This is a genomic window from Kouleothrix sp. 19917 (assembly GCF_057073505.1).
Window position 1 is genome coordinate 3,087,221 of sequence record NZ_CP097099.1, and the last position, 18,511, is coordinate 3,105,731.

Sequence of the window (18,511 nt, forward strand, 5' to 3'; positions counted from 1 at the left end):
AGTGCGGAATGCGCTTATTTGCCAATGCCGGCAAGCACGGCGTCGAAGACACGCGTGGCAAGGATGTTCGGGTCGGTCGCGCCCTGGTTTTCGCCCAGCGCAATGGTGATACCGGTGGCGGGCGCGTGCCACACAGCCGAGCGGAAGCCACCGAATCCACCGATATGGCCCATCACGGTTTTCAGCTCATCGCTGCGCGCCTGCCCGTCGGCGGCGGGGCCAACCGCCAGCTTGTTGCGCATCACGCCCAGGCCATATTCCAGCGCCGGCATTTTGTACTGGCCTTTGCCGTTCACAAATTGCAGCATCTGGTCGAGCATGGCGGGCTGCAGCAGCTCGCCGCCGAACAGCGCGTCGGCGAAGCGCCGCACGTCGTCGGGGCGCGACACGATGTTGGCCGTGGCAAAGGCGAACGACATCGCCGCCGCGCTTTGGTCGGTGCTGCCTGAGTAGCCGCGCGCCGCTACGCCTTCCACCGGCTCGTCGGGCGCGAAGTAGGTGCTGGTCAGCTCCAGCGGCGTGAAAATGCGGGCGCGCATTTCGTCGGCCAGCGTGTTGCCGGTCGCGGATTCCACGATCATGCCCAGGATCACAAAGTTGGTGCTGGAATAATCCCAGCCGCCCTTTGCGCCGGGCTTGAACAGCGCCGGCTTGCTGGCGGCGTACTCCACCAGCTCGCGCGAGGTAAAGACGCGCTCGGGCTGGCTGTAGACCTTGCCGACATAGCTGCGATCTTCCAGGTAGTCGTACAGGCCAGTGGTGTGTTGCAGCAAATTGCGCACGGTGATGCGCTCGCCGGCCGGCACAAGATCGGGCAGCCATTTCGCCATGGGGTCGTCAAGCGCGATCACGCCTTCTTCCACGAGTTGCAGCACCACCACCGCCGTGAAGACCTTGCTGATGCTGGCGATGCGCAGGCGCGTGTCGGTGGTCATGGCCGTTGCGGCCGCGCGGTCGCTCATGCCGCTGGCGCCATTCCACACGCCCTGCCCGGGAATGCTCACCGAAAGCACCGCGCCGGGAATTGTGCCGTCGGCCACCAGCTCGTCGAGGATGGCTTGCAAACGCTCGGCCAGCGCCGGGTCGACGGTCGCCACTGGCGCGCTGGTTGCCGCCTCCGTTGGCGCGGCGGTCGGCTCGGCTGTGGCCGTTGGCTCGGGCGTGGCCGTTGGCTCGGCGGTCGGCGGCGCGGTTGGCACGAGCAGCGGCGTGGACGACGGGGCGTTGGTGGGCACGATGGTTGGAACAATCGTGGCGAGCGGGATCTCCGTGGGCAGATCGGCTGGCGTGGCTGGCGGCACCGCGCACGCGCCCAGCAGCACCATCGCCATTGCCAGCGCGGGCACGGTTGGCCGCGCCGCCGGGATCGGCGGGGTGCGCAGCCCGCGCCACCAGCGACCCAACGCGCCGCGCCGCACCGGCTGCTCGACATAGCGGAACGACAGCTCGGTGAGCAGCAGCACCAGGCCAAAGCGCAGCGCCAGCAGCGGCCAGCCGTCGATTGGCACATCCAGGCCCGGCCGCGTCAGCATAAACACCGGCCAGTGCCACAGGTACATGCCATACGAGCGCTGGCCCACCCAGCGCAGCGGCGCAACGCCAAGCAGGCGCGGCAGCAGGCGCGCGGCCGGGTGCGTCGCCGCCACAATCAGCAGCGTCGTCACCAGCGCAATCGCCAGAAAGCCGCCACGGTACAGCAATGGGTGCGCTTCGGAAAAGCCAAGGTAGGCCAGCAGCAAGCCGCCTAGCGCCAGCCCGCCAGCCGCATCGAGCGCCCGCCCGCGCCGCGCGCTGGCCGCAGCCCCGGCTGGCGACCACGCCAGCGCCAGCGCCGCGCCTAGCAGCAAGCCAGCCGCGCGCGTGTCGGTGCCGTAGTACAGGCGCGACGGATCGGCGCCGGGGTCGAACAGGAGCGCCATTGCCAGCGTGCTCGCCACCACGCCCGCCAGCGCGAGCGCCAGCGTGCCGCGCCGGCCCAGCCAGCGCATCGCCAGCACAAACAGCAGCGGCCACAGCAGGTAAAACTGTTCTTCCACCGCCAGCGACCACAGGTGCTGCAAGAGCGACGGGCGCAAGCCCGCGTCGAAGTACGATTGCTGGCTCAGCACCAGCCGCCAGTTCATCACATAGGCCAGCGCGGCCAGCGCATCGGCGCGCAGCGCCGCAAGCTCGCCGGGCAGCAGCACCGCCGCCAGCAGCAGCACCCCGCCCAGCACAACAAACAGCGCCGGCAGAAGCCGGCGCGCGCGTCGCAACCAGAAATCGACCAGATTCACCCGCCCGTGTCGCTCCCACTCGGTGCGCAGCAGCGCAGTGATCAAAAAGCCACTCAGCACAAAAAACGTCTCAACGCCCAGGTAGCCGCCGCTGGCCCCCAAGTCGGCGTGGTACAGAAGCACAGCGATCACCGCCAACGCCCGCAACCCATCAAGCCCAGGCATATATGGCAGGTGCGGCGCTTGCAGCTGCGGTGCAACGCGTCGTTCAGCCTGCATACCTTCTCCCTTTTGCTACAACCCTCCTGCCGCATGCTACTGCACGCGCTATGCCGAAGATAGTTTGTGTGCAAAAGGAGCTGTGTAAAAGGTTTATGAAAAAGAGCGCCGGCTCGCCTTGCAGCCATGATGCTTCAGGATAAGCGGTTTTCTAATTATTCGCCGTTCGCAGAAGCCCGAAACGCTAGCCAACGCGGGTCATATGTTTCTATGAGAGGTCGGTGAGAATAGCGAAGGAGGCGCGTGTGCGCCTCCCCGACGTGTTCGATAAAGTCCACAGATTACGCAGATAAGTCAGTTGTACGGCGCCTCTTTCCGACTTCCGTTATATGCCTCTCAGGCGAAAACAGCCTATGGTACTTTTGTTCGCTACGAATACTTTCATGCTACAATCGCATCATACAAAATCCCGTTGCACACGCTACTCAACAACTGCTGGAGGGATAGTATGGATTTGACCATTGAGTATGAACAAGAACCGGATGGTCGGTGGATCGCTGAAGTCCTTGAATTACCTGGCGTCCTTAGCTACGGCCCGACTCGTGATGCTGCAATTGCGCATGTTCAGGCCTTAGCGCTCCGAGTTATCGCAGATCGTCTTGAACATGACGAAGCAGCACCGACTTGGACACCTATTGCATTTGCGGCAGCTGCATGAGTCAATAGTCGGCAACAAAAGCACGCCGAGTTCTTGCCGCACTATTACGCATTGGATGGCGTGTCAAGCGTATTTCTGGCTCACATAAAACACTCGAACGACCGGGATGGCCAGATGTAGTATTTGCTTTTCACGACAACGAAGAGCTTGGCCCACGGATGTTAGCGCGTCTCGCAAAACACACTGGTTTGACACCCAACGACGTATAATTCAGTTCGGCCACGAAAACCCACAACAGTAATCCAAAAAAAGGCGTCAGCGAGCCAAAACCGACTGACTTCTGTCTCCTGACACCTGAATACTGCTTTTGGCCTAACCCCGGCTCGCCACAACCATTCGCCCGAGCCGCTCGCGCGCCGCGCCGCTGGTGATGCTCGCGCGCGCCTGCTCCAGCCCTTCGGGCAGGCTGCCTGCCAGGTTGGCGGCAACCAGGGCGGCGGCAGCGTTCAGCAGCACGATATCGCGCTTCGGCCCGGTTTCCTCGCCCGCCAGAATATCGTTCACAATCGCGACGTTGGCCGCCACATCGCTGCCGAGCACGGCATCTTTCGGCGCGGCGCTCAGGCCCAGGTCGCCGGGCGCAAGCTCGTAGCGCTGCATGTCCTGGCCGGCGCGCACCTCGTACACCAGGTTTGGCCCGCTGAGCGACAACTCATCCAGCCCGCCGTGGCCGTGCACCACCAGTGCGTGCACGGTATCGAGCCGCTGCAGGGCCCGCGCCAGCTTCTCGGCAAGGTCGGCATTTGCCACGCCCAGCACCTGGTGGCGCGCGCGCGCCGGGTTCGAGAGCGGGCCGAGAATGTTGAACACCGTGCGAATGCCGATTTCGCGCCGCACCGGGCCGGCAAAGCGCATTGCCGGGTGGAACTTCTGCGCAAACATAAAGCCAATGCCGGCGTCGCGCAGGCAGCGCACCACGCCCTCGGCATCCAGCTCGATATTCACGCCCAGCCCTTCCAGCACATCAGCCGAGCCGCACGCGCTCGACGCGGCGCGGTTGCCGTGCTTGGCCACGGTTGCGCCCGCGCCAGCCGCCACAAACGCCGCCGTGGTGGAAATATTGAATGTGCCCGAGGCATCGCCGCCAGTGCCGCATGTGTCGAGCACGGGGGCGTCGTAGTGCACCGGCATCGCTTTCTCGCGCATCACCTGCGCCATGCCCGCGATCTCGGCTTCGGTTTCGCCTTTAAGGTGCAGCGCCGTCAGAAACGCGGCGATCTGGGCGGGAGTGGCGACGCCCGTCATAATTTCTTCCATGGCCGAGGCAGCATCGGCCTGCGAAAGTTCGCCGCCGCGCGCCAGCGCGATGATCTGATCGCGGATGGGCATATGCATCTCCACTTCTTGCTTGTGTGCGAAGTATTATAGCAGTATTCAGAAGCCAGGATTCAGAAGTCAGTATGCGCTTGGCTTTCCAGAGCCGTATCTGCGTGATTACGCAGATCTGTGAATTTACACGCCGCAATCGATGCCCTTCTGGCGCGCACAGCAAAGCCGGGCGCGCATGCACCCGGCCCTGCCTGCGAAACGTTATTATGCCGGGTCTTTGCGGCCCAGCAGCGCCACCGCGCCCAGCGCGCAGAAGCCCGCCAGACTGAGCGGGGCCAGCGGCGGCGGCGGGGTTTCTTCGCCCGGGCCTTCGGGGCGCTCACCAGCTTCGCCAGCTTCACCCGCTTCTTCGCTTTCGCCCTGCTCGTTCTCGCCCGACTCGCCACTCGCCTGGTTGCCGGTGGTCTGCGCGGCCGGCGGCCGGCGCTCTTCTTCGCCGCCCAGGCGCTCTTCGTTGTGCTCGAACACGCCAATCACGCCCACCAGCGACAAGGCAATAAAGCCTACCGCCAGCCAGCGCCGCAGGTTCGCGCCTGCGCCAATGCCCACCAGCGCCATGATCGCGCCAATTACGGTCGAGGCCGTGCCAAGGATTTGCAAGCCTTTGAAGTGATTGTAGAGAACCAGTTCGCCAAAAATCAGCAGGAACCCTGCGGCAAGCAGCAGCATGAGTAGGGTGAAGAACCGGCGTTGAACGAACGTTTGCAAGCTTCCCAACATACAGAGAACACTCCTTGCTAGAGATACTGGCGGGCAATCCGCTCAGTTTGGCACGTAGCTCGTTTTCAGGCAAACCGCGTGCCTTCATCACGTCGCGTATCGCACGACGCTATTTGAACGTCGTGATACGCAGTGTAGAGCATAGCAAAAAAATAGTTAAGAAACAATGAAGATCTGATGGAGATACTTGCACAATTTGCCCGACGCGCCTGCAAAGTTCTGCGCACACAGCAGCGCGGGCGAATCGTGCGACTCGCCCGCGCCTTGTTTCTCACATCCGCAGATTACACAGATATTGAAATTCAATCTGCGGAATCTGTGTAATCTGTGGATGATCCTAACCTGTATAGCGCAGCCGGAAAATCCGCCCACCCAGGTCGTCGGAGATGAGCACGCTGCCGTCGGCAAGCTGAAGCAGCCCGGCCGGGCGACCCCACACCTGCCCGTTAGCGTTCCAGCCGCGCACAAGGTCGTACATCGCCGTGGGCTGGCCGTGGCGAAAGCGCACCCACGAAACGTTATAGCCGGATAGCTGCTGCACCTGGTCGGTGGCGGTGCCGTGGAAGGCTACCAGCGCGTCGCCCTGGAACACGGGCGGGAAGCCAACCTTGTTGTAGAAGATCAGGCCCAGCGGCGCCCAGTGCGGCGGGAAGTTGAACGCGGGCGCGACGCTGTTCGCGCACTTGCTGGCGTCGTTGAACTCGGGGTTCGGCACATTATTGTCGTAGCAGTAGGGCCAGCCGTAGTTTGCACCCTGCACGATTTGGTTCAGCTCGTCGTGCACTTTGTCCGCGCCGAGGTTGTTGCGGCCCATGTCGGCGCCCCACAGCTCGTGGGTGAATGGCCGCCACTCAAAGCCCACGGTGTTGCGCAAGCCGCTGGCATACACCTCCAGCCCGCTGCCATCGGCATTCATGCGCAGCAGCGCGGCGCGCAGGGGCGTGTCTTCCACGCACACATCGCACGACGAGCCAACCGACAGGTAGAGCTTGCCGTCGGGGCCGACGGCGAGCGTGCGCGTGCGGTGGCCGTACAGGTCTTTCGCGCCCGACGGCAGCGCCAGCACCAGGTCGACCGATTGCGCCGCGCCGCTGGCGTCGAAGTTGCTCAGGCGCACCAGCCGATCTTCGGCGGCGGCGTAGAGCACCGGCGTGCCGCCCGGCCCGGCGTTCACAAAGGCCACGCTATGCACGGCGGCCAGCCCGCCCGCAACTGTTTGCGTCTGGTCGTAGCGCCCATCGCCGTTGGTGTCGCGCAGGCGCACAACCTGACTGGTGGTGTGCGACCCGTACACCAGGCTGCCATCCGCCGGGTCGATGGCCATGAAGCGCGGCGATTGCAAACCGGCCGCAGCTTCTTCAATCGTAAAACCTTTCGGCACTTCAAGCGGTTGCGGCCAGCCATTTTGCTGCACCTGCTGGTACACAATCGGGCCAGTGCCGGTCAGCGGATCGTACACTTCGGCGCCGAGACGGCCCAGCAGCACCTTGTAGGGGTCGGGGTTGTTGGGCAGGTACTCAAAGCGCGCGCGCTCGAACCACTGCGTCAGCACGGTGAAGCCCGAGCTGTTGGTTTCCATAGCCGGCTCGGACAGTGGGTAGCCGAACAAGGCCAGGCTTTCGTCGTAGCCCGTGCCGCGCTGCCCGTCGAACTCCAGGCCGTGGGTCTTCCAGTAGCTCAGAAATGGCTCGCACAGCGCGTGGCCGGTCGCGTCGAAGAACTGGCAGCCAGCCTGTGGCTGACCCTTCGGGAAGGTCTGCCAGTCGCGGCCCTGCCGGCGCAGCGCCTCGTCGCCCAGGCGGCCCAGCAGCACGTCGTAGGGGGCTTTATTTTCGGGGTGGGCCTCGAAGCGCTCGCGCTCGAACCACTGCGACACAAACACGCCTTCGGTGCCGCGCTCCTGGCGCTGCTCGCCAATTGGCAGGCCAAAGACCGGCAGGCCGCCATTGCCATCCCAGTATTGCGCAAAGCGCCCGGCAATGCACTCGGTGGTTTCGGGGAAGCAGCGGTCGCCGGGGGCGGCCTGCGCGGCGGGCGCGAGCGCCAGCAGGCACACGCTCAGCAGCAGAAGAAAGACATATCGCTTCATTTTCGCTCGCTTTCTCACACACTTTTCTCTATGCTACGCCCGCCGCGCGCCAGAGTGTATGACAGGCGGCTGAGCTGCGGGTGCTTCGGGGTTGCAGGTTATAGGTTCGAAGGTTTTCAGGTTGCAGGTTTGAAGGTTGCAGGTTTGAAGGTTGCAGGTTGCAGGTTTGAACGTTGGCAGGTTACAAGGTTTCACGCTCAATCCCAAAACCCCAGACCCTAAACCCCTATGCAGTTGCAGGTTTGAAGGTTGCAGGTTGCAGGTTTGAAGGTTGGCAGGTTACAAGGTTTCACGCTCAATCCCAAAACCCCAGACCCTAAACCCCTATGCAGTTGCAGGTTTGAAGGTTGCAGGTTGCAGGTTTGAAGGTTGGCAGGTTACAAGGTTTCACGCTCAATCCCAAAACCCCAGACCCTAAACCCCTATGCAGTTGCAGGTTTTCAGGTTGCAGGTGGCGACGAACGACGGCCGGGAGAATAAACCGCAAAGAACGCGAAGGACGCAAAGGGTTGCAGGTTCTTCGCAAACTCAACATTCAACATTCAACATTCAACATTCAAAACGTGCAAACTCTCTCCGTCACCTGCCCATGGCGCGCAGCAGGGCGTCGTGCGGCAGGGCGTGCACCACGCTGCCATTGAAGCCATGCATCGTTTCGGCGGCGCACAGCGCGTTGAGAATGGCTTCTTCGGTGCTCTCGGCAGCCGCGCGAAACAGTTCGTTCATGCTATCGTGCGGCAGCATGGTCAGTGCCAGCGGCTCGGTGCCGCGCGGCAAATTGTTGCCCGTGGCAAAGGCCAGAAAGATGTCGCCGCTGCCATTAAAGCCATTGCCGCCAACCCGCGCCAGCCCAACGGTTGCGCGCCGCGCCAGGCGCTTGCACTGGATGGGCAGCAGCGGCGCGTCGGTCGCCAGAATCACGATGATCGAGCCGGCATCGCCGCGATTTTCACCCGGCATTGGCACCTGCTCCGCGCCAATCGCCCGCCCGACCGGCACGCCATCCACGCGCAGATCGGTGCGCCAGCCGTAGTTGGCCTGCACCAGCGCGCCCACGGTGAAAGCGCCATTCGGGGTTGTAGCCACGCGCGAGGCGGTGCCAATGCCGCCCTTGAAGCCGTGGCAGATCATGCCGGTGCCGCCGCCAACGTTTCCTTCGGCCACCGGGCCGCCGCGCGCCGCCGCCAGCGCCGCAAACACATGCTCGCGGGTGACATGAAAGGCGTTGATGTCGTTCAACATGCCGTCGTAGGTTTCGGCGGCAATTGGCAGCAACCAGCCCGCCGCGCCGTACTGCTCGAGCGTGTGCGCCACCAGCGCGTCGCGCACCACGCCAACGGCGTTGGTGTTCGTGATGCCGATTGGCGCGTCGATCAGGCCGGATTCTTCCAGCCAGTGCACGCCGGTCATTTCGCCATTGCCGTTGAACGAGTGGAACGCGCCAAACACCTGATTGGCGTGCGCGTTGGGGCGTGGCAGCACCACCGTCACGCCAGTGCGCGCCACGCGCGGGCTGTCGTAGACAAGCGTGGTGTGGCCGACCTGCACGCCTTCTACGTCGGTGATGGCGTTGTGCGGGCCGGGCGGCAGCGCGCCAATGGTGATGCCCAGGTCGCGCAAACGAGCTTTGCTCATTGGTGTTTCTTTCATCTATACAACCGGCCGCCAACGACCAGAAACAGAGAGGGTTGCAGGTTAGAAAGTTCGCAGGTTGCAGGTTCTATCGGCGGAAGAAGCAAAGTTCTGCTCAACATGCAACTTGCAACCCTGTAACCTGTCAACTCAACCCTCAACCTGCCAACTCAACCCTCAACCTTCAACCGGCACTGAAGCTCCCTACGCTGGCGCGACCACATAGGTGGGCGGGGCCGCGCCGCCGCCAGCCGAGACGTTCAGCAGCGCGCTGGCGGCGATGCGCGTCAGGCAGCCAACAGCCTGCACCGCCGGCGAGTGCGGGTCGCCATACACGCATGGGTCGCTGTCGACATAGCGCGGCGTGATGCGCAGGCCGTCTTCGGCCGTCCAGGTCGGGTAATCCTCCTGCGGCACCGGCACACGCTCCTGCACGACAAAGGGCGCGCCTTGCGCCGCCGCCAGCGCGCGATCCCAGGCGGGCTGGTCGGTTTCCCAGCCCAGCAGCACGCCCTGCCCGCCGTAATCGTCGTTGGGCTTGAGCACCAGCCGCTCGCGGTTGCGCTGCGCAAACGTAATCAGCGGCACATTCTGCTCGGCGTAGCGCGTCACGCCCCCGCGCACAATCCGCGTCCACGGCACATGCGCGCGCACGGCGTCGCGCTCCTCGGCGTCGAGCAGGCCGGCGGCCGGGCCATCTTCATCCGACAGCAGCGCCATGATGATTTTGGTGTGCACGGGCTTGCTGCGGAAGGGGTTGACCACACACACCGCGCCGTCGGCGTAGGCGCGCACGAGCGGGTGGGTAAGGTCGTACTGCGCGAGGAACTCGTGCTGGAGCACGCGGCGGTACACCAGATCGATGGGCGTGGGCGCACCAGCGTCGGGAATGGCGGCGAGGAGCTTCGTGCCGTCGTAGGTGAGCCAGCCCGGGTCGGCGATGACAGTGGGGATGCCGTCGGCGCGGAAGCGCGCAGCAATGTGCTCGAACTCGGGCCATGTCACTGCGCCCGCGAAATCAACAATTGCGACCGTGGGCGTGCCGCTGCCGCCCCAGGCGCCGTAGGTGTCGAGCAGCATCTGCTGGAGGCCCTGTCGGTGCGGCAGCGCCTCGGCGCGGTAGGTTTTGCGGAACTCGGCCATCACCGGCAATTGGTCGAACACCTCGACCATGGCTTCGTCATAGCCAATCCCGGCCGGCGACTCAAGGTTCGCCTCGACAAACCAGCACGCGCTGCCATCGGCGGCCAGAAAGCCATCGAGCCGGCCAAATGCCGACGCGCCGGGGTAGCCCGGGTCGATCGCCAGCAGCGCGCGCTCGGTCTCGGTGAGCGCGTAGGGCGCAAGCAGCTGCGGGTCGATCAGCGCGGCCGCGCCGACTTTGCGAATGGCGCGGCCAACCAGCGCGGTGGCGCGCTGCAAGGTGGCAAGCTGCGCCGGCACCAGCAGGCGAGGCCGCAGCACCGAGCAGATCAGGCGCTCGCGCGGCTTGCCCACCAGCATGTCGCGCTCGCGGATCAGCGCCTCAAGCTGTGCAAAAGTCTCGCGCGCGCTCGTGTCGTCGAGCAGGCCGTGGTAGAAGTCGATTGCGGTTTGCAGCTCCATATCCCTTCCTTCTCGATCCTTCTGTTTTGCTCCGCAGGGATTATACGCGATGAAGGGAGTCGTTGGGGTTTGCGGGTTCTCGCGCTCTTCGTGTCTGGGCGGACCTATGTGTCCGCCCACGCCTTTGTTGGCGGCTATGCGCCGTATGTCGCCTGCGCGGCGAGCGGCAGCAGTCTACTCAAATCGAGTGGTGTCGCCTGCGCGGCGAGCGGCAGCAGTCTACTCAAATCGAGTGGTGTCGCCTGCGCGGCGAGCGGCAGCAGTCTACTCAAATCGAGTGGTGTCGCCTGCGCGGCGAGCGGCAGCAGTCTACTCAAATCGAGTGGTGTCGCCTGCGCGGCGAGCGGCAGCAGTCTACTCAAATCGAGCGGTGTCGCCTGCGCGGCGAGCGGCAGCAGTCTACTCAAATCGAGTGGTATCGCCTGCGCGGCGAGCGGCAGGGGCTGTGCCGCCCCTGCACCCGCACCAGGGACTGCGTCCCTGGACCCGCAAGGAGCGTGGCCGACATGCGAATTGCAGGTCTGTTATGCCTCCGTTGTGCCAAAAAGCAGGCATCGAATGAATACGGCTGTACCAGTTTGAAGTAGTTCATTCTCATATCGAATGTTGCCAGCGGTGAGCACAACGGAGGCATGACACGCGAAATTTGAATACGGCAACCACATCAAATTTGGGGCTCGGGGCGATAGCCCCGACGCCGGGTGCCGGGTTGCGCCCGCGCCGCCACAGTGCGATAATCGGGCGCGGCGCTGGCACAGCAGCAAGCGAGGCACCGCATGAGCAACATTCCCGCGCAGATTATCATCCTCAACGGCGCGCCGCGCTCGGGCAAATCGAGCATTGTTGCCGAAATTCAGCAGACCTACCCGGGCGTGTGGATGAACTTGGGCGTCGACCGCACCATGGCAATGACCCCGCCGCAGTTTCAGCCGGGCATTGGCCTGCGCCCTGGCGGCGAGCGACCCGACCTTGAGCCGCTGGTCGCCAGCATGTACGCCGCGCTGTACGACTCGGTCGCCGCGCACAGCCGCCTGGGCCTGAACGTGGTGGTCGATGTTGGCCACCACGACGTTTATGCAACCCTGCATGGCATTCTGCCCGATTGTATGCGCCGCCTGATCGGACTGCCTGTGCTGCTGGTTGGCGTGCGCTGCCCGATCGAGGTGATTATGGAGCGGCGGCGCGCGACAGGCTGGAACCCCGACTACACGCCGGGCGACCCCATTCCAGCACCGATTCTACGCTGGCAGGAGCAGGTGCATCTTCCGGGGATCTATGATCTGGACGTCGATACCGCCGCGCTCAGCCCGGCCGCCTGCGCCGCCGCAATTCGCGAGCGGCTGGAAAACGGCCAGCCCGCGCGCGCGTGCGAGCAGCTCGCAGCACTGGCGGGGTCTTGAATTCTTACTGCTGAATCCTGCTGTAGAAGGAGCAAACCGATGCACTGTACCATGTGCGATGCCGAAATTCCGAACGGCTCCAAATTCTGTATCATCTGCGGCGCTGCGGTTGCGCCAGCAAAAACCGGCGCGACCGAGCGGCTCACCCCTATCGAGCACATCGCGCTCGACCCAGCCATGATCACGGCGGCATTTGAGTTACCGGGCTACCGCACGCTACGTTCGCTGGGGATTGTGCGCGGGCTGACGGTGCGCTCGGCCAGCATCGGCGGGCAGATCGCCGCGGCCTTTCAGTCGCTTGGCGGCGGCAACATCCGCACCATGACGGCGGTGTGCGAGCATACCCGCACCGATGCCTACCTGATGGTGCTGGCGCACGCCGCCCAGCTTGGCGCAAACGCGATCATCGGCTTTCGGTACGACACCACCGAGATCGCCCAGGGAATGACCGAAGTGCTGGCCTATGGCACGGCAGTTGTGGTCGAGCGCGACGGCGATGCGGGCGGTTAGCTCGTTGGCCGCGCTGTATCAGAACATATTGGCAACAATCGTTGTTGGGCACTGGGGCGGCATGGCCGCCCCAGTTTCTTGGCCCCGGCCCGCCCATTACTCGATTTTGTTGCCATCCCGCTACTGTTCCGCGCCATTTCATTCATCCCGCGATCATGTTTAGAGCTACTGCGCAAAATGGTGTTTTGTTATGATGGTGCTGCGATGCGCCAGATGATCGCTTGTACTTGGCTTCATTATGCCCAGGCGCAATTGCTCGCAAAAGGATAACGCCCTATGCTTCAACCGCAGCCAATCCAGATTATCATTATTGATGACGATTCCGACCAAAGCGCGATTTTGGCGGATCTCCTGTCGGCGCAGGGGCACACTGTTTTCCTGGCTGGCTCGGGCCGCGAAGGGCTGGCAATGGCGCAGGAACGCCTGCCCGACCTGATTTTGCTCGATGTCATGATGCCCGGCATGGATGGCTTCGCCGTGTGTGAGGCCTTGCGCACCAACCCGCGAACTGCCGAAGTCAATATTCTGATGATGACGGCGCTGGAAGATCGCGCATCGCGCTTGCGTGGCATTGGTGCCGGTGCCGACGAATTCCTCACCAAGCCGCTCGACCATATGGAGCTGAGCCTGCGGGTGCGCACCATTGCCCGCATCAATCGCTACCACCGCCTGCTCAACGAGCGCGAGCGCGCCGTAACTGCCCTGACGCAGGCCCGCGACACTGCGCTTGAAACACTCCGGCTGAAAACGGAATTTATGTCAACCATCAGTCATGAACTGCGCACGCCGCTGAATGGCATTCTTGGCATGAGCGAGCTGCTGCTCGACACGGCGCTCGACGCCGAGCAGCACGAGTATGCGCGTGCGGTGTACGATTCGGGCAATCTGTTGCTGGGAATCGTTGGCGATATGCTGGAATACACCAACCTTGAGTCGGGTGCCTATGCACTCACCAATTTGCTGTTCAAGCCGGCCGCCGCTATCGTCAGCGCGGTTGAAGCGCAACGCCCGGCTGCGCAAGCCAAGGGCCTCCAGCTGACATCCAGCATTGATGCAGATGTGCCGCACTACGCATTGGGCGATCCGTCGCGCTTGCAGCTCGTACTGGGCAAGCTGCTCGACAACGCGATCAAGTTTACGCCCGCCGGCCCGGTGATTGTCAGCGCCGACCTGGCCGGCGAGTCGGCCGAGCTGGCCCACCTGATCGTGCGCGTGCGCGACAGCGGGATCGGCATTGCGGAAGCGAGCCACCAGCAAATCTTCCAGCCTTTTCATCAGGCCGATGGCACAACAACTCGGCGCTATGGTGGCATTGGGCTGGGCCTGGCGATCTGCAAGCGCGTAGTCGAGCACATGGGCGGGGCGCTCGGTGTCGAAAGCAGTGTCGGCCAGGGCGCAACCTTCTGGTTTCAGCTGCCCTTGCGCAAAGCTGCGCCATGAGTACTCTGGAAAGAAAGTTCTTTTCTACAACGGGCAAGCTTCCAGGAAGCTTATCTGGCTACCATGTTGAAAGAAAACTGGCTTGAGCTTCCTGGACGCTGAGTACAGGGAAATTTATTTTCCAGAGTAGTGAGCAGCCAGAAGCTGCCTTTGCTATCGCTCATTCGTTCCCCAGCCGCACATAGAACGTGCCCTCCCACTACGAGGGCTGTCAATCCACCACAGCAACGAGGAAGCCCGCAATGCACGACCGCCTTAGGAACGTAGCAATACGCACCAGCCTGATGTATTGCCTGGTTGCGGCGTGGTGGTTGCTCTACTCGGATCGGATCGAAGCAAGCCTTCTGGCAGAATCCACACTGACAGAATTTCTGCGCGTCAGTAAACCTGGCGTATTCGTAGCTGTAAGTACAGTGCTGCTGTATGGTGTGCTGCGCCAGCAAATGCGGCGGCACGAGCAGGCCGGGGCCGCGCTCGCCGCCAGCGAGCAGCGCCTGGCGCGGATGATTAGTTCGGCAAAAGACGCAATTCTTACTGTCGATTCCTCGCGACGCATTGTGATCTTCAATACCGCCGCCGAGCAGATGTTTGGCTGCGCTGCCGCCGAGGCCATTGGCCATCCGGTTAGCCGCTTCATCCCACAGCTCTGCGCGATGCTTACGCCTCCCAGCGAGGGCAGTGCTTCGCAGTGCGCGATCAACTCAACGCCGATCCTGACGGCCAGGCACGCCAAGGGCAGCGAGTTTTTTATCGAAGTCGCTGGCGCACAGATCATGGATGCCGGGCAATCGTTGTGCATGGTCTCGATTCGCGACGTTACCGAGCGCATACTGGCCGACGAAGCGCTCCACCGTTCCGAAGCGCGCTTTGCAACGACGTTTCAGGCCAGCCCGGTTGCCAGGGCCAACGCATTACAAATGTTCTACAGACGTGGCTCAACCTGAAGCACTTTCATCGCATAGGCATCGTCCCAAGTCGCACGCAGCCGCTTCTGACGTACACTCGCCTTCAACGTCGTTTCCTCGCGCAGCAGGTTCAACACCAAGTGCCGAATAATTGCCAGATTATGCGCTGAGTGACCAATTCGCGCGCGGCTGTCATCGGCGGCAAACACCACATCCAGCACCCAATGCAGCCGGTTTTCGATCCCCCAATGCTGCCGAATGGCGTCTGCAACCCGCTCGGCTCCCAGCGGCAAACTTGATATGTACGAATGTGTCTCCTCGCTCGTCACACCATCACACGTGCGCGTCGAATGCACCCTTACAACCGAGCGCAACTGCGACCAGCGCGCGCGGTCGACGATGCTCTCCACTTGGTCACAGCTGCGATATTCGCGCCGTTCGCTCCGTCCGTGACCTTCCATTGTGATGATGCATCGATCCAGGTGTTCCTCTTCAATCGGCTCGGCAAAGATGCGTGCAATGTCGCGCGCCAGTTGCGGCTGGTTGTCTTTACACGCCAGCACATAGTCACCACCCTGCGCCACAATCTGTTCGGCAATCGCCACCTGGCAGCCCATCGCATCAATCGTCACGATGCAATCGTTGATGTCGAGCAGCGAGAGCAGCAGCGGGATGGCGGTGATCTCATTCGATTTGCTGTTCACGCGAACCTGACCGAGAACCAGGTGATTGGCCGCCGAGAACGCGCTGACGATATGCAGTGGCGACAGGTCGATCGCACGGTCGTGGGTACGACGTTCGGTTTTGCCGTCAATCGCAATCACATCGCCGGGCAGTTTGGCACGAATGGTGTCGACCCAGGCGAGAAAGGCGGATTGGAACGCGGTGGGATTAAGACGCGCAAAGACACGGGCGAAGGTGTCGTGCGACGGAATGCCAGCGGGCAACTCGAGAAACTGCTCCAGCAAGGCGTGTTTGGCGTGGCCATAGGCTTCGATGTCGGTCCAGCCATCAGCACTGCTCAAAACCGCGCAAATGGCAATCGAGATGATGTCGATCAGTTTGTGGTGTTTACAGCGGTCGATACGCGGGTCGGGCAGATCGCCAAAATGGCGAGAAAGCGACGTCGGTAATTCCACCACACACCTCCTGCTGCTGGAAACCATTCAGAGAGGTGATTATAGCATCAGAAACGCGATGGCGAGTTGCTCACTCTGATGCACGAGTGCACGAAAAACAGCATAAAGAACCACATTGCTTTGTTTCGCCCATACTGAAAGCGTTTGACAGACAAAACGTCGTTTTATGCTTCATTCATAATGCGTTGGCCCTGGCCCGGTTGCGCAGGCTATTCTTCGAAGAAGCAACCTGCATATCATCGACGTAAACAGGAAGATGGAGTTTTTGCTGGGGTATGGCCGTGAAGAATTACTTGGCCACGATCTGGATACAGCAGGCATCTTCCCGCATCTCCACAAACTCGCGGAGTTTCGCCAGTCATTGCAGGAGCAAGACGAATTATTTAATGCGGAGCTTACCATCACAACCAAAACAGGCGAAATGCGTCAGGCGCTGTTTTCGGCCGTGCCCTTCGAGATCGATAAGGAATCCTGCACACTTGTTACGGTGCAGGATCTTACCAGGCGCAGGCGCGCCGAGGAGCTGATGCAGCGCGCGACCGAACGCCTGCAAGTGCTGGCCGCAGCCTCACATTCCTTTGCACAAGCCGAGAACGACTACCCGGCAGTGCTTGAGCAGATCGCGCAAACCGCCGCACGCATCAGCGACGGCTGTGTGATCATTTTGCTTTCCGACAACCAGGAATATCTGACGCCGGCAGTGTTGTACGATTCCGACCCGCACATCATGCAGTTATGGCACGCCCATCTGGGCAAAGCGCTGTTCCCTATCGGCAGCGCAAGCAAGGCAGCGCATGTGTTGCGCAACCAGCAGCCAATGCTTGTGTCGCTTGACGATCCTGAGCAGCGCCACATGATCGCGCAATCAGCGCTCCTGGCAGCAGCTGAACAAATCGGCATCCCTCTGCACAGCATTCTTGCCGTGCCAGTAAGCCTGCAAAGCCGGCACTTTGGCGCGCTGTTTCTCTACCGGCGCCGGCCCGAACGACCGCCATTTGATGACGACGACCTGACTTTGACGCAGGATCTGGCCGACCGCGCCGCCCTGGCTCTCAACAACGCCCAACTGTATTCTTCGCTTCAGCAATCGCACGGCAAGCTCGAAGCGCGGGTTGCCGAGCGCACCAGCGCGCTGAACCAAATGCTGGAGCGCGTGCAGGATCTGTACGCGATTACCAACGATGCGATCGTGACTGATCATCTGGTTGAGGCGCTTCAGCGCACCACCGACCGCGTTCGCGCCACGCTGCCAGCCGACCGCGTCGTGCTGCTGACGTTTGACTGGCGGGCGCGCCGTGTCGAGCACCTGGCGTACAGCCGCTCGGATGCATGCGACAATAAAAGTGCTGTGCACGATACGCTGCCCTTCGCGCTGGACGAGGTTGATTTCGAAGAGTATATGGGCGGCCTGAGCGGCTGGGTGGTTGCCGAACTGCGCCCGGCAATCTCGCCTAAAAACATCGCCGACCCGCGCGAAAGCACTGCCGCGCAGCAGCGCCGGGTCGAAACGCAGAGCGGCTCGATTGTTGTTGTGCCGCTCCTGTACCTCGGCGAGGTATTCGGTACTATTACCGCGATCAATCGCCCCGACGAGCCTGATTTCTCCGATGATGATGTGCAACACCTGACAGCGGTGGCCGGACAGATCGCACTGGTGTATGGCCGCAACCGCCTGATCGCCAAGCTCCAGCAGGCTAATGCGGATCTGGCGCGCGCCGCCCAGCTGAAAGACGAATTTCTCGCCAACATGTCGCACGAGCTGCGCACGCCGCTAAACTCCATTCTGACTCGCTGCCAGGCGCTGCAAGAGCGTTTGTATGGCGAGCTTACCACGAAGCAGTCCGATGTGCTGCACGGCGTTGAAGAAAGCGGTCGCCATCTGCTCGCGTTAATCACCGATATTCTCGACCTGGCCAAGATCGCGGCAGGTAAGCTGGAGCTGCAGATTGTGCCAGTGACAGTTGCGCCGCTGTGCCGCATGAGCGTACAGATGGTTGCGCAAACTGCCTTGAAGAAGCAGATCGATATTCGCACAAGTATCGCCGGCCCCGTCGATCACTTCCTGGCCGACGAGCGACGCCTGAAGCAGATCCTGGTCAATCTGCTTTCCAATGCGGTGAAGTTCACGCCCGACGGCGGGAGCGTTGGCCTGGATGTGCGGGGCGATGCGGAGACACAGGTGGTGACGTTCAGCGTGTGGGATACCGGCATTGGCATCGCCAAAGAAGATCAGCTAATGCTGTTCAAACAGTTTGTGCAGATCGACAGCAAGCTCTCGCGCCAGTACGAGGGCACCGGGCTTGGGCTGGCGATGGTACAGCAGCTTGCCGAAGCGCATGGCGGCAGCGTCGCGGTGGAAAGCGAGCCGGGGCAGGGAAGCTGCTTCTGTGTGACGCTGCCGTGGAGCAGGGATACTGACGCGCTGCTGCTGGGGCCTGTGCGGCCCCTGCCCGGCGTGCTCCCTCGGTGAGGGCTGCGCGCGCTTGAGGGACAAGTCAGCGGGGGCTTGCGCGGCCCGGTTCCCCGCGGCCTGAGGGACAAGTCAGCCGGGGCCTGCGCGGCCCCGTTCCCCGCGGCCTGAGGGACAAG

14 protein-coding genes and 1 pseudogene are annotated in these 18,511 nt (G+C 62.4%); 7 read left to right on the plus strand and 8 right to left on the minus strand.

Annotated elements, in window-relative coordinates:
* Window positions 1–14 precede the first annotated feature (14 nt).
* Window positions 15–2,495: a serine hydrolase gene (locus M1P90_RS12610; protein WP_483703009.1), complete on the minus strand. Its 2,481-nt coding sequence runs from the start codon at window positions 2,493–2,495 to the stop codon at window positions 15–17.
* A 448-nt stretch (window positions 2,496–2,943) separates the two neighbouring features.
* Here M1P90_RS12610 and M1P90_RS12615 point away from each other — a divergent pair, with 448 nt between their 5' ends.
* The gene (locus M1P90_RS12615) at window positions 2,944–3,153 is read left to right on the plus strand and encodes a type II toxin-antitoxin system HicB family antitoxin (protein WP_483703010.1); all 210 of its coding nucleotides are present in this window, start codon (window positions 2,944–2,946) and stop codon (window positions 3,151–3,153) included.
* A 35-nt stretch (window positions 3,154–3,188) separates the two neighbouring features.
* Window positions 3,189–3,362: pseudogene (locus M1P90_RS12620) on the plus strand (type II toxin-antitoxin system HicA family toxin); the annotation flags it as partial.
* A 103-nt stretch (window positions 3,363–3,465) separates the two neighbouring features.
* On the opposite strand, the gene trpD reads toward M1P90_RS12620, so the two are convergent.
* The 6 genes from trpD to M1P90_RS12650 form a co-directional block, all read right to left on the minus strand.
* A complete protein-coding gene (trpD, locus tag M1P90_RS12625; protein WP_483703011.1) occupies window positions 3,466–4,482 on the minus strand; it encodes an anthranilate phosphoribosyltransferase in 1,017 nt (338 codons plus the stop codon).
* A gap of 204 nt (window positions 4,483–4,686) precedes the next feature.
* Window positions 4,687–5,202, minus strand: a complete 516-nt coding sequence (locus M1P90_RS12630; RefSeq protein WP_483703012.1) for a hypothetical protein — start codon at window positions 5,200–5,202, stop codon at window positions 4,687–4,689.
* Window positions 5,203–5,539: 337 nt separating this feature from the next.
* Window positions 5,540–7,291, minus strand: coding sequence for a PQQ-dependent sugar dehydrogenase (locus tag M1P90_RS12635; RefSeq protein ID WP_483703013.1), 1,752 nt, complete (start codon window positions 7,289–7,291; stop codon window positions 5,540–5,542).
* Between the two features lie 579 nt (window positions 7,292–7,870).
* Window positions 7,871–8,926 carry a DmpA family aminopeptidase gene (locus M1P90_RS12640; RefSeq protein ID WP_483703014.1) on the minus strand — a complete coding sequence of 352 codons (1,056 nt, stop codon included), beginning with the start codon at window positions 8,924–8,926 and terminating at the stop codon, window positions 7,871–7,873.
* 201 nt (window positions 8,927–9,127) lie between these two features.
* Window positions 9,128–10,528, minus strand: a complete 1,401-nt coding sequence (locus M1P90_RS12645; protein WP_483703015.1) for a hypothetical protein — start codon at window positions 10,526–10,528, stop codon at window positions 9,128–9,130.
* 134 nt (window positions 10,529–10,662) lie between these two features.
* Window positions 10,663–10,935, minus strand: coding sequence for a hypothetical protein (locus tag M1P90_RS12650; RefSeq protein WP_483703016.1), 273 nt, complete (start codon window positions 10,933–10,935; stop codon window positions 10,663–10,665).
* 369 nt (window positions 10,936–11,304) lie between these two features.
* Between M1P90_RS12650 and M1P90_RS12655 the strand changes: the two genes are divergently transcribed.
* The 4 genes from M1P90_RS12655 to M1P90_RS12670 all read left to right on the plus strand — a co-directional run bounded on the left by M1P90_RS12655 (window position 11,305) and on the right by M1P90_RS12670 (window position 14,822).
* Complete coding sequence (locus M1P90_RS12655; RefSeq protein ID WP_483703017.1) at window positions 11,305–11,928, plus strand: phosphotransferase-like protein; 624 nt, start codon at window positions 11,305–11,307, stop codon at window positions 11,926–11,928.
* A 39-nt stretch (window positions 11,929–11,967) separates the two neighbouring features.
* The gene (locus M1P90_RS12660; RefSeq protein WP_483703018.1) at window positions 11,968–12,438 is read left to right on the plus strand and encodes a heavy metal-binding domain-containing protein; all 471 of its coding nucleotides are present in this window, start codon (window positions 11,968–11,970) and stop codon (window positions 12,436–12,438) included.
* A 276-nt stretch (window positions 12,439–12,714) separates the two neighbouring features.
* The gene (locus M1P90_RS12665) at window positions 12,715–13,878 is read left to right on the plus strand and encodes a hybrid sensor histidine kinase/response regulator (protein ID WP_483703019.1); all 1,164 of its coding nucleotides are present in this window, start codon (window positions 12,715–12,717) and stop codon (window positions 13,876–13,878) included.
* Window positions 13,879–14,120: 242 nt separating this feature from the next.
* Window positions 14,121–14,822, plus strand: a complete 702-nt coding sequence (locus M1P90_RS12670; RefSeq protein WP_483703020.1) for a PAS domain-containing protein — start codon at window positions 14,121–14,123, stop codon at window positions 14,820–14,822.
* Here M1P90_RS12670 and M1P90_RS12675 read toward each other — a convergent pair.
* The gene (locus tag M1P90_RS12675; RefSeq protein ID WP_483696769.1) at window positions 14,801–15,922 is read right to left on the minus strand and encodes an ISAs1 family transposase; all 1,122 of its coding nucleotides are present in this window, start codon (window positions 15,920–15,922) and stop codon (window positions 14,801–14,803) included. The two genes, M1P90_RS12670 and M1P90_RS12675, sit on opposite strands and share 22 nt — an antisense overlap.
* Before the next feature lie 235 nt (window positions 15,923–16,157).
* On the opposite strand from M1P90_RS12675, the gene M1P90_RS12680 reads away from it, so the two are divergent.
* Window positions 16,158–18,392 (plus strand): ATP-binding protein, encoded by a 2,235-nt coding sequence (locus M1P90_RS12680; RefSeq protein WP_483704642.1) that lies wholly within the window; start codon window positions 16,158–16,160, stop codon window positions 18,390–18,392.
* Window positions 18,393–18,511: the final 119 nt, after the last annotated feature.

Excerpts from the sequence above, each read along its gene's own strand:
- M1P90_RS12610 (WP_483703009.1), bottom strand. The coding sequence starts at position 2,495 with ATGCAGGCTGAACGACGCGTTGCACCGCAGCTGCAAGCGCCGCACCTG.
- M1P90_RS12630 (WP_483703012.1), bottom strand. The coding sequence starts at position 5,202 with ATGTTGGGAAGCTTGCAAACGTTCGTTCAACGCCGGTTCTTCACCCTA.
- M1P90_RS12645 (WP_483703015.1), bottom strand. The coding sequence starts at position 10,528 with ATGGAGCTGCAAACCGCAATCGACTTCTACCACGGCCTGCTCGACGAC.
- M1P90_RS12665 (WP_483703019.1), top strand. The coding sequence starts at position 12,715 with ATGCTTCAACCGCAGCCAATCCAGATTATCATTATTGATGACGATTCC.
- M1P90_RS12660 (WP_483703018.1), top strand. The coding sequence starts at position 11,968 with ATGCACTGTACCATGTGCGATGCCGAAATTCCGAACGGCTCCAAATTC.
- M1P90_RS12635 (WP_483703013.1), bottom strand. The coding sequence starts at position 7,291 with ATGAAGCGATATGTCTTTCTTCTGCTGCTGAGCGTGTGCCTGCTGGCG.
- M1P90_RS12615 (WP_483703010.1), top strand. The coding sequence starts at position 2,944 with ATGGATTTGACCATTGAGTATGAACAAGAACCGGATGGTCGGTGGATC.
- M1P90_RS12670 (WP_483703020.1), top strand. The coding sequence starts at position 14,121 with ATGCACGACCGCCTTAGGAACGTAGCAATACGCACCAGCCTGATGTAT.
- M1P90_RS12655 (WP_483703017.1), top strand. The coding sequence starts at position 11,305 with ATGAGCAACATTCCCGCGCAGATTATCATCCTCAACGGCGCGCCGCGC.
- trpD (WP_483703011.1), bottom strand. The coding sequence starts at position 4,482 with ATGCCCATCCGCGATCAGATCATCGCGCTGGCGCGCGGCGGCGAACTT.
- M1P90_RS12640 (WP_483703014.1), bottom strand. The coding sequence starts at position 8,926 with ATGAGCAAAGCTCGTTTGCGCGACCTGGGCATCACCATTGGCGCGCTG.